This is a genomic window from Duganella radicis (assembly GCF_009720825.1).
GTDB lineage: Bacteria > Pseudomonadota > Gammaproteobacteria > Burkholderiales > Burkholderiaceae_D > Rugamonas > Rugamonas radicis.
In genome coordinates, this window is record NZ_WNKY01000007.1 from 152,417 (window position 1) to 164,504 (window position 12,088).

Annotated in this window: 14 protein-coding genes; 10 read left to right on the forward strand and 4 right to left on the reverse strand. The window is 63.7% G+C overall.

Annotated elements, in window-relative coordinates:
- Window positions 1-72 precede the first annotated feature (72 nt).
- From msrB to GM676_RS09515, 8 genes are read left to right on the forward strand one after another with little or no spacing between them, the layout of a single operon-like run.
- On the forward strand, window positions 73-558 hold the full coding sequence (gene msrB, locus GM676_RS09480) for a peptide-methionine (R)-S-oxide reductase MsrB (protein WP_155463288.1): 486 nt from the start codon (window positions 73-75) through the stop codon (window positions 556-558).
- Window positions 559-572: 14 nt separating this feature from the next.
- The gene (locus GM676_RS09485) at window positions 573-2,534 is read left to right on the forward strand and encodes a redoxin family protein (RefSeq protein WP_155463289.1); all 1,962 of its coding nucleotides are present in this window, start codon (window positions 573-575) and stop codon (window positions 2,532-2,534) included.
- A gap of 15 nt (window positions 2,535-2,549) precedes the next feature.
- Window positions 2,550-3,236, forward strand: coding sequence for a peptide-methionine (S)-S-oxide reductase MsrA (gene msrA, locus GM676_RS09490; protein WP_155463290.1), 687 nt, complete (start codon window positions 2,550-2,552; stop codon window positions 3,234-3,236).
- Between the two features lie 37 nt (window positions 3,237-3,273).
- Window positions 3,274-4,317, forward strand: coding sequence for an ABC transporter substrate-binding protein (locus tag GM676_RS09495; protein ID WP_155463291.1), 1,044 nt, complete (start codon window positions 3,274-3,276; stop codon window positions 4,315-4,317).
- Window positions 4,314-4,892: an SCO family protein gene (locus tag GM676_RS09500; RefSeq protein ID WP_371866170.1), complete on the forward strand. Its 579-nt coding sequence runs from the start codon at window positions 4,314-4,316 to the stop codon at window positions 4,890-4,892. The genes GM676_RS09495 and GM676_RS09500 overlap by 4 nt, the downstream gene beginning before the upstream one ends.
- Complete coding sequence (locus GM676_RS09505; protein WP_170304270.1) at window positions 4,889-5,317, forward strand: cupredoxin domain-containing protein; 429 nt, start codon at window positions 4,889-4,891, stop codon at window positions 5,315-5,317. The genes GM676_RS09500 and GM676_RS09505 overlap by 4 nt, the downstream gene beginning before the upstream one ends.
- 9 nt (window positions 5,318-5,326) lie before the next feature.
- Complete coding sequence (locus GM676_RS09510) at window positions 5,327-6,085, forward strand: ABC transporter permease (RefSeq protein WP_155463292.1); 759 nt, start codon at window positions 5,327-5,329, stop codon at window positions 6,083-6,085.
- The gene (locus GM676_RS09515; RefSeq protein ID WP_155463293.1) at window positions 6,075-6,809 is read left to right on the forward strand and encodes an ABC transporter ATP-binding protein; all 735 of its coding nucleotides are present in this window, start codon (window positions 6,075-6,077) and stop codon (window positions 6,807-6,809) included. Before GM676_RS09510 ends, GM676_RS09515 begins: the two co-directional genes overlap by 11 nt.
- Here GM676_RS09515 and GM676_RS09520 read toward each other — a convergent pair.
- Complete coding sequence (locus tag GM676_RS09520) at window positions 6,799-7,725, reverse strand: alpha/beta fold hydrolase (protein WP_155463294.1); 927 nt, start codon at window positions 7,723-7,725, stop codon at window positions 6,799-6,801. The two genes, GM676_RS09515 and GM676_RS09520, sit on opposite strands and share 11 nt — an antisense overlap.
- A gap of 98 nt (window positions 7,726-7,823) precedes the next feature.
- Here GM676_RS09520 and GM676_RS09525 point away from each other — a divergent pair, with 98 nt between their 5' ends.
- Complete coding sequence (locus tag GM676_RS09525; RefSeq protein ID WP_155463295.1) at window positions 7,824-8,522, forward strand: hypothetical protein; 699 nt, start codon at window positions 7,824-7,826, stop codon at window positions 8,520-8,522.
- Here GM676_RS09525 and GM676_RS32125 read toward each other — a convergent pair.
- The 3 genes from GM676_RS32125 to earP form a co-directional block, all read right to left on the reverse strand.
- Window positions 8,409-9,035, reverse strand: coding sequence for an amidase (locus GM676_RS32125; RefSeq protein WP_229262609.1), 627 nt, complete (start codon window positions 9,033-9,035; stop codon window positions 8,409-8,411). The two genes, GM676_RS09525 and GM676_RS32125, sit on opposite strands and share 114 nt — an antisense overlap.
- A 166-nt stretch (window positions 9,036-9,201) precedes the next feature.
- On the reverse strand, window positions 9,202-9,777 hold the full coding sequence (locus GM676_RS09535) for an elongation factor P (RefSeq protein WP_155463296.1): 576 nt from the start codon (window positions 9,775-9,777) through the stop codon (window positions 9,202-9,204).
- Window positions 9,778-9,890: 113 nt separating this feature from the next.
- A complete protein-coding gene (gene earP / locus GM676_RS09540) occupies window positions 9,891-11,015 on the reverse strand; it encodes an elongation factor P maturation arginine rhamnosyltransferase EarP (protein ID WP_155463297.1) in 1,125 nt (374 codons plus the stop codon).
- 146 nt (window positions 11,016-11,161) lie between these two features.
- Between earP and GM676_RS31540 the strand changes: the two genes are divergently transcribed.
- Window positions 11,162-12,055, forward strand: coding sequence for a hypothetical protein (locus tag GM676_RS31540; protein WP_170304271.1), 894 nt, complete (start codon window positions 11,162-11,164; stop codon window positions 12,053-12,055).
- Window positions 12,056-12,088: the final 33 nt, after the last annotated feature.

The following is a 12,088-nucleotide window of genomic DNA, read 5'->3' on the forward strand; positions in this document are numbered from 1 at the left end:
GTTTACGTGAGGATTTTGTCAGCACTGCCGGCGCAGAATGGCTCCATCGATATTCCACATATGGAGCACATCATGACTACCCGACGTTCTTTCATGCTGACCAGCGGTGCGGCTTTGCTGGCCGGTCTTGCCTATCGCGCCACGATGGCGGCTCCCGCCGCCGCGTGGGAAGTCACCCGCACCGATACCGAATGGCGCGCACAACTCACGGCGGCGCAGTATGAGGTATTGCGCAAGCACGGCACCGAGCGGCCGTTCAGCAGCGCGCTGTACAAGGAGCATCGCGCCGGCAAATTCTTCTGCGCCGGCTGCCAGAATCCGTTGTTCTCGTCGAAAAACAAGTTCGATAGCGGCACCGGTTGGCCGAGCTTCTGGAAGCCACTGGATCGCGGTGTCCTCACCAGCCGTACCACCTCGCTTGGCCTGTATGGCGTGGAGGTGCAGTGCCGCCGTTGCGGCAGCCATCTCGGCGACGTGTTTGACGACGGCCCGGAACCGACCGGCCTGCGCTACTGCATCGATGGTGTGGCGCTGAATTTTGTTCCTGGCGAAGCTTGAGGAGGGACCGCATCATGTTATTGATACTGCTTTCTTATCTTGGTGGCGCGCTGACGATTCTGAGTCCCTGCATTTTGCCGGTGCTGCCGTTTGTATTTGCTCGCACGGGGCAGCCGTTTGTACGCAGCGGCTTGCCGCTGTTGGCCGGTATGGCGCTGACGTTCGCGCTGGTGGCGACGCTGGCTGCGGTCGGCGGCGGCTGGGTGGTGCAGGCCAACCAATATGGTCGCTGGCTGGCGCTGGCGTTGATGGCTTTCTTCGGCGTGACGCTGATGCTGCCGAAGGTAGCGGACCGTTTGACCAAGCCGCTGGTGGCGTTGGGCGATAAGCTATCCAACAAGGCGCACGAGGTGGGCGCGGGCAACGGCAATACGGCCGAAGCGGCAGCTGACGGCGCGACAGGCGGCAGCGCGCGCTCGTCTTTCCTGCTGGGCGTGGCGACTGGCTTGTTGTGGGCACCGTGCGCCGGCCCGGTGCTGGGGCTTGTATTGACCGGCGCGGCGCTGAACGGCGCCAGCGCGGGTACCACCCTCCTGCTGTTGGCCTATGCGGCTGGTGCGGCGACCTCGCTGGCGCTGGCGCTGCTCGTGGGCGGCAAGGTCTTTGGCGCGATGAAGCGCTCGCTGGGCGCCGGCGAGTGGATACGCCGTGGCCTGGGCCTGGCCATGCTGACTGGCGTGGGCGCGATTGCGACCGGGCTCGATACGGGGGTGCTGACCCGCGTGTCGACGGTCGCCACCGCCGGCATCGAGCAAAAGCTGATCGACACCCTCGCCCCGCGTGGCGACGAAGCCCCAGCCGGTGGCGCAATGATGCGCAGCGCGGCTGCGGCGGCGAGCGACGAGCCGGCGGCGGGCGGTGCGATGATGCGCAGCGCTGCGGCGGCAACGGGTGGCGAGGCGGCGGACGGCGGTGCGATGATGCGCAGTGCGGCGTTATCGGGCGCGGATGGCGCTGGACCGGCCATGATGGCGCGGCGGGCGGCGGCAGTGGAGGCGGATGTGCTGCCGGTCGAAGGCAAGCTGCCTTCCCTGAACGGCGCTGTCGAGTGGCTGAACTCCGCCCCGCTCACCGCCGAGCAGCTAAAAGGCAAAGTGGTGCTGGTCGACTTCTGGACCTACTCGTGCATCAACTGCCTGCGCAGCCTGCCCTACACCAAAGCCTGGGCCGAGAAATACCGCGACCAGGGCCTGGTGGTGATCGGCGTGCACGCCCCGGAATTCGCCTTCGAGCGCAACGTCAACAACGTCCGCAAGGCCGTGAAAGACCAGGGCATCACCTTCCCGGTAGCGATCGACAACAACTACGCCATCTGGCGCGCCTTTAACAACCAGTACTGGCCCGCACACTACTTCATCGATGCCAAAGGCCAGATCCGCCACCACCACTTCGGCGAAGGCGAATACGCCCGCTCCGAACAAGTGATCCAGCAACTGCTGGAAGAAGCCGGACGCAAAAACGTCAGCACTTCCGTGGTCAGCACCGAGGACGTGCAAGGCATCCAGCGGCAGTCCGACATGGGACTTGTCGGCTCGCCGGAAACCTATCTGGGCTACGAGCGCGCTGAAAACTTCGCTTCGCCGGAGAAGCAAGCCGCCAACGCCGCCCGCCAGTACACGGCGCCCGCCAAACCGGCACTCAACCAGTGGGGCCTGTCCGGCAACTGGCTGTCGCAAGCGGAACAGGTCACGTTGAACAACGGCACCGGCAGCATCGTCTACCGCTTCCATGCCCGCGACCTGCACCTGGTGCTCGGCCCGGCCAAGGACGGCAAACCGGTGCGCTTCCGCGTAACCATCGACGGCGCTGCGCCCGGCAAGAATCACGGCGCCGACACCGCCGCCGACGGCACCGGCACCATCGACAGCCAGCGTCTGTACCAGTTGGTGCGCCAGTCGGGCGCCGTGGGCGACCGCACCTTCAGCATTGAGTTTCTCGATCCCGGCGTACAAGCCTACGCCTTCACCTTTGGTTAATTCAGGAGAACGAACATGAAAAACATCGCATTCAAACTCGCCGCACCGTTTGCCCTTCTGACTGCCCTCACCGCCTGCGCGGCAGAGCAAGCGGTCGTCATCGCCCCGCCAGCCGTCGACGAACCGGCCGGCGCCACGCACACTGCTACCGCCATCTTCGCCGGCGGCTGCTTCTGGGGCGTGCAAGGCGTATTCCAGCACGTGAAAGGCGTGACCAGCGCCGTCTCCGGCTACACCGGCGGCGAAGCACGTACCGCCAACTACGAATCCGTCGAAACCGGCGACACCGGCCATGCCGAATCCGTGAAGATCACCTACGATCCAACGCAGGTCAGCTACGGCAAACTGCTGCAAGTGTTCTTCTCGGTGGCGCACGATCCGACGCAGCTGAACCGCCAGAGACCGGACCGCGGTACGCAATACCGCTCGGCCATCTTCCCGCAGACGGCGTCGCAGCGCGCCGTGGCGGAAAAATACATCGCCCAACTGGACGCCTCGCACGCCTTCAAAAAGCCGCTGGTGACCAAAATCGAAATGGACAAGAAGTTCTACACCGCGGAGTCCTACCACCAGAACTACCTGACCCTGCACCCGAACGATCCGTACATCGTCTACAACGATTTGCCCAAGGTCGCCAACCTGAAGCGCATATCGCCTGACCTGTACAGAGCCGATGCTGTACTGTTACGTAATACCCTGTAGTACAATTACAGTAACAATACGGTGGAAGAGACACGCCATGCACAGTACCGAGGAAGTAGATTCGCCCCTGCGCCGCCAGCTGCTTGGCGGGATGCTGTCCGCCGCCGTCCCGGCGCTGCCGCTGCTGACCTCCTCCAGCGCCAGCGCCGCCGAATCCCCAATTCAGGTCGGCGGCCTGCCTGTCACCTGCAATCTCACCCTGCCGGTGGCCTGCGTGGCCAAGGCAGCCGCCACCGGCAAGCCGGGCTCCCTGCCGCGCGGCTTCGAATACAGCAAATACAACGGCTGGCCGGAGGTGAAAGAATCGCTGATGACCGGCCGTATCCAGGCCGCCTACATGCTGGCGCCGCTGGTGATGGACCTGGCCGACAAGCGCATCCCGGTGAAGATCGTCTCGCTGGGCCACCGCTCGGGCGCCGTCATCATGGTGCGTACCGACTCCAGCTATAAAAAGTTCGCCGACCTGAAAGGCAAGCGCATCGCCATCCCGAGCCGCTTTGCGGTCGACTTCCTGTTCCTGCGCAAAATGCTGGCGCGCGAAAAAATGTCGCCTAAAGACATCGAGATCGTCGAGATGGCGCCGCCCGACATGCCGGCCGCGCTGTACGCCAAGGCCGTGGATGGCTACTGCACCGGCGAACCATTCGGGGCCGCCGCGCAGCGCGCCGGCTACGCCCGCCCGCTGGCCATGACGCGTGACGAATGGCGCAACTACATCTGCTGCGTGCTGACCGTGCGCGAGGAACTGATCAAGGAAAACCGCCCGCTGGTGCAGGAACTGGTCAACTACATACAGGCCGCCGGCAGTTGGCTGGACGCCGGACCTGCCAGCCGCGAGAAAGCCGTCACCATCGCCGCCGGCCGCAAGTACTTCAATCAGGATCCGAACGTGCTGCGCTTCGTGATGCAGAACCCGGCCGACCGCGTCACCTACGGCGACCTGCGCATGATCCGCGCCGAATTCGACGAGTTGATGCAGCTGTCGATAGAGGCAGGCACCATCAAGCGCCCCATCGCCTACGAAAACTACGTGGACGACAGCTTCGTCAAAGCCATCAAACCTGTGACGATCAGCCTGTGAAGACCTTCGTTGCCGCACTGCTGCTGGCCGCAGCCACCATCGTCCACGCCGCCGAACCGCTGGGCCTCAAAGCCGGCACCTTCGACCCGCCGCGCATGGCGCCCGACTTCACCGTCAAGGGTTCCAACGGCAAGCCGCTGACGCTCAGCCAGTACCGCGGCAAGCTGGTGCTGCTGGAATTCGGCTACACCTCCTGCGTGGACGTATGCCCGGTGTCGCTGGCGATGCTGGCGCAGGCACGCAAGCAACTGGGCGCGCAGGCCGACCAGCTGCAAGTCATCTACGTCACCGTCGATCCGGAGCGCGACACCGAAGAACGCATGCGCAACTACCTGCGCGCCTTCGACCCTACTTTCATCGGCGCCACCGGCACGCCGCAGCAAATGGCCAAGGTACGGCAGGACTACGGCATCACCGCCACCAAAAAGCCGATCGAAGGCAGCAAGGATTACATCGTCGGTCACTCCTCCTACCTGTACTTTGTCGACAGCGCCGGCAAGCTGCGCGCACTGCTGCCTTACGGCCGCACCGCCGACGACGTGGTGCACGACGTCAAACTGCTGCTGAAGAATTGAAGACGCTGCGCGCCCTCCTGCTGATCGTCGTCAGCGCCGTGCTCACCGCCGCCGGATGGGCCGCGTTCGCGCCGATCAAACTGCCATCGCGCGACGAACTGTTTGAAATCCCGGCCGGCACCTACGCGCGCCGCATGGCAGGCGACAAGGTCGAGATCCTGCCGGCCGAAATCTACCTCACCCACGGCGCCAACGACGTGCTCCTGCTGCGTAACCTGGACAACGTGCCGCAGATCTTCGGCCCGGTGCTGATCATGCCGGGCCAGAGTTTCCGGCTGCCGTTCGAAACCGTCTCCGTCAACGACTTCGCCTGCACCGCGCACGCCAGCGGGCAAATGCGCGTGGTCGTCGACGAGATGCCGGCCGTGGGCTGGCCGCGCCTGCAATGGCGCGCCGCGCGCGCATGGAAGAAGATGCACAGTTAAAGGACCATTATGGAAAAACTCAAAACCATCCTGCCGCCGCTGGCGGTGCTGGTCGCACTGATCGCCCTGTGGTGGGTGGTCGTGGTGCAGACCGAAAGCGTGATCTTCCCCACACCGGGACAAGTCGTCACCGGCACCATGGAGCTGGTGGAAGACGGCACGCTGTGGGAACACATCGGCGCCTCGCTGTTCCGCGTCGGCTGCGGTTTCGGCCTGGCCGCGCTGGTGGCGATTCCGCTCGGCCTGTGGATGGGCCGCGTGGACGCCGCCTATATCACGCTCAATCCCATCTTCCAGATCCTGCGCCCGATCTCGCCCATCGCCTGGATACCGATCGCCATCCTGTGGTTCGGCGTCGGCAACCTGTCGCCGGTGTTCCTGATCTTTATCGCCTCGGTGTTCCCGATGATCGTGCAGACCGCCGCCGGCGTGCACACTATCGAACGGCGCTACCTGCGCGCGGCCGAGAACTTCGGCGTCTCGCGCCTGGTGCTATTCAGGCAGGTGATCATCCCGGCCGTGCTGCCGGAGATTATCGTCGGCATGCGCATCGCGCTGGGCGTGGCATGGCTGGTAGTGGTGGCGGCGGAAATGATCGCGCTGCGCTCCGGCCTCGGTTACCTCATCATGGATTCGCGCAACGCCGGCAACCGCTACGACCTGGTGGTGGCCGGCATGATCATCATCGGCATCATCGGCCTGATACTGGACGTGGTGATGCGCAAGCTCGAAGGACTCAAATCGGTAAGGTGGCGCTATGGACGCTAAGATCGTCGTCAACAACATCCAGAAACAATTCAAGGACCTGCCGGTGGTGGGCGGCGTCAGCCTGGAAGTGAAGGATGGCGAATTCGTCGCCATCGTCGGTCCATCCGGCTGCGGCAAGTCGACGCTGATGAAGATCATCGCCGGCTTTGAACCGCCGAGCGAAGGCGAAGTGCGCATCGATGGCGCCGTGCGCCATGGTCCCAGCCCGAAAGGCATCGCCATCTCGCAACACGGCTCCGTGTTCCCGTGGCTGACGGTGCAGCAAAACCTGATGTTCGGCCTGACCGGCGACGGCCACGGCGACAAGGCCGCGCTGGCGGATCACTACGCGGAGATGGTCGGCCTCAAGGGTTTTGAGAACAGCTATCCGCACGAACTCTCGGGCGGCATGCTGAAACGGGTGGAGATCGCGCGGGCGCTGGTGGTCAAGCCCGAAATCCTTTACATGGACGAGCCCTTCTCCGCGCTGGACGCGCTGATGAACCTCAAGATGCGCAACGAGCTGCTGCGCATCCTCGGCGAAGAGCGCCACACCGTGCTGCTGATCACGCACGATGTGGAAGAAGCCCTGTTCATGGCGGACCGCGTGCTGGTACTGTCACCGCGTCCGACACGCATCCAGGCCGTGTTTGAGGTCCCGCACCCACATCCGCGCAAGCTCTCCAATCCGGAGCTACAGCAGATGAAGGAGCAGATCCTGCAAGAGCTGGGCGTTACGGTGTGACCTGCTTCAATACCTCCAGCACGGCGTCGACCACCGCCTCCGGCTTGTCGGCCTGGATCACGTGGCCGGCGCCGGCCACCACGCGCTGCGTGCTGCGCGTTGATAGTTTGGTGAACTCCTTCTGCACCGCGTAGTTCTCATCCTCGAAGGCTTTATTCAACGCGCTTTGTGGCTGGCCCGGCACCGCGTACGGGCTGACACCGCGCGTCAGCACCACCAGCGGGATATCGCCAAACGGGCGACGCAGCTTGCGCAGCTGTTCATCACTGGTCGCAATGGCCGCATACTCCGCCACGTTGGCCTGCCAGTAGGACAGCTTGGACTCTGACGCTAACAGCGCGGCGCCGAGCTGCGGGCCAAAAGTGTCCAGTGGCTTACCGATACAGTTGGCCTGCGCCTCGGCATCTTGCGCAAAACCTTTCCGCGCCGCCGCCAGACAGTACTGGCCCTGCCCTTCGACCATCGCGTAGATCTGCTTGACCTTGCCGTCCGTGACCTTATTCAGGCGTGCCGTCTCGTCTTCGTGCTGTGCCTCGACCAGCACCAAGCCCTTCACATCCGAAGGATGGCGATACGCATACACCTGCACATTCGCGCCGCCCAGCGAATTGCCAACCATAATGTACGGCGCTTTTTCGCCAGCCGCCGCCAACAGCTTGTGCAGGTCCGCCGCCACGCTCTCGGAAGTATTCGGGGTGGCGGCAGGGTCGCTGAAGCCGAAGCCGGCGCGGTCGAACACGCAGGCGCGCGCGTGCTTCGCAACCTCCGGCTGCACGCGATACCACGACCAGCCGGCGTCGCCGGATGGCGCGTCGAACACCACGGTCACCGCCCCGTGGCCGCTGCAATACAAATTCATCTTGCGGCCGCCGCCCACGTCGATCAACCGATGCGGCACGGCGAACTCGCCCGCCATCGCCCATCACACACTCAAAGCCAATGCAGCAAACATTCTGTCAGTTCCCCAAGCGATGCAGCGCCACGGCTGCGACCTGCTGATAGTACAATGGATTCATGCAAAAATTGACTTCTGAACTACAAAGACTTTATCTGCTCACCGGCCAGCAATACGGCGGCCAGGCGATAGACCTGGTCAGCACCGATGGCCTCATGCGCACGCTGGTGATCGACTTCCCCAAGGCGGCCGAGGAACAGCACTGGGCGCGCCTGTGCGATGTGGCCAACGCGCTGCAAACGGAACTGGGCTTGCCCGCGCCGGCGGTCAGCGTATCGGGCGGAGAGTGTTACCGACTGTGGCTGTCGCTGGCACGGCCGATACCGGAAGCGCAGGCAAAACAATTCCTCGCCTTGCTGCATAAGGCCTACTTTGAAGACGAGCCGATTGACTTCGGCCGCAACCGCGTCGATTTGCCGCCGGCGCAGAATCGCGCCACCGGCCTGTGGGCGGCCTTCGTCAACCCCGGCATGGGCGGCGCTCTGGCCGAAGATCTTGGACTGGAAATGGCGCCACCGGAAACCGCGCAGGCGGTCTTCCTGGAGCCCCTGGCCAGCATCACGGAAGAAGAATTCAATCAGGCGCTGGCTACGCTGCGCCGCAAGCACGATGCCGCGCCGGCGCCCTCACCCGCCACCGCGCCATCAAGCGCTGAGCGGCAAGACCTGCTGCTCCGGGACGCCACGCTGGAAGACATCGTCCGGCACCTGCACGCGATGGGCATCGAGCCGACCTTCCGCCATGTGCTGAAACACTAGCACGTTGATCCCCTTGTCGGCGCCGGAAGCCGGCGTCGAGGTATCAACCAGCAGCGCGCCATGCGATTTCAAATCCAGCAGCACCCGCTGGACTGCCCCGTCATGCTGCCGCATGATCGGATCCATGCCCAGAATCGAGGACATGGTCAGGGACGCAAACTCGCCTTGCGCGAGCTTACCCATGATGACCGCGCCGGCCGCGCGCAACTGGATCGCCAGCGGCTCGGCGCCATCCTTGATCAGCACCGGAATGCCGTGCAGCGGTCCACGCACACGTTTCAGGTTGCGCTCACGGTCCATGTCCAGCGCGAATTTCAGCGCGTGCGGATGGATCTCGACCGCCTTGCCGCTCAACCGGAGGCGCGCCAGATATTGTGAAGTCAGCCAATGCGAGGTCAGTTTGCCAACCTCCATCAAGCGCTGCTGCTCGCGGACGCCGGCGTCGAGGATACCGCCAGTGCCCAGCTGCCGACCCGGCGGATTGCCGAGTTTTACGAAATCCCTGCGATTCATGCCATCCCCGTGAGTGGTTTCACTAATGCACCGCGTTTGTTGCGTCGCATTAATATATCAGCAGCTTGCAAGTTGCACCACAAAAATAAACAAAAAAAAACACCTGCGGCCATGAGACGGCCTTGGCCGTCTCAGCACGCAGGTGCTTTTTGGGGGGACGGGCTACTTAGCCGCGAACCACTTTCTTGAATTCGTTGGTGCGGGTGTCGATCTCGACGATGTCGTCTTGCGACACGAACAGCGGCACCTGAATGGTGAACTGTTTCGACTCGATGGCGTTTTCGATCTTGGCTTCCTTGGTCACGTTGCCCGAGGTGTTGCCTTTAACCGCTGGCTCCGAGTAGATGATCTGACGCTGGATGGTGGTTGGCAGTTCAACCGAGATCGCCTTGCCGTCGTAGAACACGGCTTCGCATTCCATGCCGTCTTTCAGGTAGTTCAGGGCGTCGCCCAGGTTTTCTTCTTCGATTTCATACTGCTCGTAGTCGGCATCCATGAACACGTACAGCGGGTCCGCGAAGTACGAGTAGGTTACTGGCTTCTTGTCCAGAACCACTACGTCGAATTTGTCGTCGCCGCGGAACACGCTCTCGAATGGGGCGTTGGTCAGCAGGTTCTTCATTTTCCATTTGTAGGTGAAGCCCGTGCGGCTCGAACCGTTGACGTCGGAGCGCAGTACGATGAATGGCTTAGCGTCAACCATGATAATGTTGCCGACACGAATTTCTTTTGCTGGTTTCATAGCGATTCTACTTAATAAAGTGGTTGCGTAAAGATCATCGTCGCCTGACGTTTGATCGAAAAAAAGCGATACAGAGCTAAACCCGGCATTGTACCTGTTTTTTGGCTGAGCGCCTATCTCAGCGTGGCTGCAAACGACAGCATATTGGTGGCCAAGTCGCCGTGCGCCAGCATTTGCTGTTGCCACTCGGCGGCGCGGGCGGTGGCGGCATCGGCTTCGGCCGCCAACGCCGCCCACGACGCAGTCCAGCTATCGGCCTCGCCCGGCGTGGGGGCGCCATTCCAGCGCAGCGAGAAATCGGCCAGTCCCGGCAGATCTGCCGCGTAGCGTTGCAGGAAGGCGCGCAGCTTTTTGTGATGCAGGTTCTCGTCCTGCGGGTAGATATGCCAGATGAAGGGCTTGCCGGCCCACTGCGCGCGCACGAAGGAGTCCTCGCCGCGCACAAAGTTCAGGTCGCAGGCCCAGAGCAGCTTGTCGTAGTCGGGCTGGGGCACGAAGGGCAGCACGCGCACCGTCAGCGCGCCCTGCGTGGCCACGCCGGCGCCACCGGTGAACGCCTGCACCGCGTCGGCCGCCACGCCCTCCGGCACCAGGCAGGTGATGGGCTGCCCGCTGTTCTGCCACACCTCGAACAAGGCCGATACCGGCGCATGCGGATAACAGAACAAGGACAGCTTGCGCGAAGTGATCTCGGCCGGCGTCAGCCCCAGCTGCGACAGGAAGGCCGACGGCTCGAACTGCGCGCGCTGCCGCTCCAGCCCGGCCTCGCGCAGCAGGCCGCCGGTTTGCGCGGTAAAGCCGGGGAAGAAGAAGTACTTGGTCATCGCGCGCGGCTGCATCGACGGCAGGCGATGGCAGCCTTCCACCCACTCCTCCGCCGTCAAGCCCTCCAGATTGAACCACACCGGGCGCGGCTCGCGCTGGGCCATGGCGTCGATGTAGCCCGGCGGGATGTCGACCGCGAAGAACTCGATCACGATGTCGGCCACCTCGGCCGGCGTGTAGACGCCGTCCTGGTCGCGCCAGTGCCGCACCGTCACGCCGTCCACCTGCTGGCGGTCGGCGGCCACGTCCACCTGCGGGCAGATGCGCTTGAAGCTGGCCAGGTCGTCCACGAACAAGGTCACCGCCAGCCCATGCTCGTGCGCCAGCTGTTTGGCCAGACGCCAGCAAATACCGATATCGCCGTAGTTGTCGACGACGCGGCAGAACAAATCGAGGCGGCGGAAAGGGGTCATGGCAAGCGAGCTGAAAAATCGAGGCTGGATGATACCTGATTAACGCGCGGCGGCAACCAAGAATACCAAAACTTCCCGGGGGGCTGTCAGTCCAATCCTACCAGCGCGGCCCACCGGCCCGCTGTCACTTACAACAAGGAGATGTCATGAATGAATTTTATGGACAACCACTCATCCCTCAACAATACGGCGGCCTGGCGCCACAAGGCTTTCTTGGCGGCCTGCTGGGCGCGCCACTGGGCGGCCTGATCGGACGCGGCATCGGCGGCCTGTTCGGCAATGCCAATCTTGGCCGCCAGATCGGCCAGGCGGCCGGCGGCATTGGCGGCAGCCTGCTGCCGTTTGGCGTCGATCCCGTCACGGCCGCCTACGCGCAGCAACAACAGCAACAGCAACTGCTGCAACAGGCGCAAATGGGCCAGCTGGCGCCACAAGGCTGGTTCGGCAACATCATCAAGAGCGTGGGTGCGCCGCTGGGCAGCGCGATCGGCGGCGCCTTTGGCAACGCCGGCCTGGGCGGCACCATCGGCGGCATCGCCGGCCAGCTGGGCGGCATGCTGCCGTTCGGCCTCGACCCGGTGACGGCCGCCTATGCGCAGCAAGGGCTGGCGCCGCAAAGCCTGTTTGGCGACCTGTGGCGCAAGAACCATCCCTACACCAGCGTCTACAACCCCTTCATTCCGCAACAGCCCAACCTGCTGCCGTTCGGCGCGGACCCGGTGACGGCCGCCTACGCGCAACAAGCGCAACAGGAAGCGCTGGCGCAGCAAATGCAGGAACAGGGCCTGGCGCCGCAAGGCTGGTTCGGCAACATCATCAAGAGCGTGGGACGTCCGCTGGGCGGCTTGATCGGCGGCGCCTTCGGTAACTCCGGCCTGGGCGGCACCATCGGCGGCATCGCCGGTCAGCTGGGCGGCATGCTGCCGTTTGGCATGGACCCGGTCAGCGCCGCCTACGCACAACAACAGGCACAACTGGCGCAACTGGCCGCGCAGCAGGGCAACACCGCCATGTATGGCGGTCAGCAAACCCTGCACTGACACAGTCCGCCACCCTGCCCTCCGGTGGCCGCG

Excerpts from the sequence above, each read along its gene's own strand:
- GM676_RS09495 (WP_155463291.1), top strand. The coding sequence starts at position 3,274 with ATGCACAGTACCGAGGAAGTAGATTCGCCCCTGCGCCGCCAGCTGCTT.
- GM676_RS09520 (WP_155463294.1), bottom strand. The coding sequence starts at position 7,725 with ATGGCGGGCGAGTTCGCCGTGCCGCATCGGTTGATCGACGTGGGCGGC.
- GM676_RS09535 (WP_155463296.1), bottom strand. The coding sequence starts at position 9,777 with ATGAAACCAGCAAAAGAAATTCGTGTCGGCAACATTATCATGGTTGAC.
- GM676_RS32125 (WP_229262609.1), bottom strand. The coding sequence starts at position 9,035 with ATGAATCGCAGGGATTTCGTAAAACTCGGCAATCCGCCGGGTCGGCAG.
- GM676_RS31540 (WP_170304271.1), top strand. The coding sequence starts at position 11,162 with ATGAATGAATTTTATGGACAACCACTCATCCCTCAACAATACGGCGGC.
- GM676_RS09485 (WP_155463289.1), top strand. The coding sequence starts at position 573 with ATGTTATTGATACTGCTTTCTTATCTTGGTGGCGCGCTGACGATTCTG.
- msrA (WP_155463290.1), top strand. The coding sequence starts at position 2,550 with ATGAAAAACATCGCATTCAAACTCGCCGCACCGTTTGCCCTTCTGACT.
- msrB (WP_155463288.1), top strand. The coding sequence starts at position 73 with ATGACTACCCGACGTTCTTTCATGCTGACCAGCGGTGCGGCTTTGCTG.
- earP (WP_155463297.1), bottom strand. The coding sequence starts at position 11,015 with ATGACCCCTTTCCGCCGCCTCGATTTGTTCTGCCGCGTCGTCGACAAC.
- GM676_RS09515 (WP_155463293.1), top strand. The coding sequence starts at position 6,075 with ATGGACGCTAAGATCGTCGTCAACAACATCCAGAAACAATTCAAGGAC.
- GM676_RS09525 (WP_155463295.1), top strand. The coding sequence starts at position 7,824 with ATGCAAAAATTGACTTCTGAACTACAAAGACTTTATCTGCTCACCGGC.
- GM676_RS09510 (WP_155463292.1), top strand. The coding sequence starts at position 5,327 with ATGGAAAAACTCAAAACCATCCTGCCGCCGCTGGCGGTGCTGGTCGCA.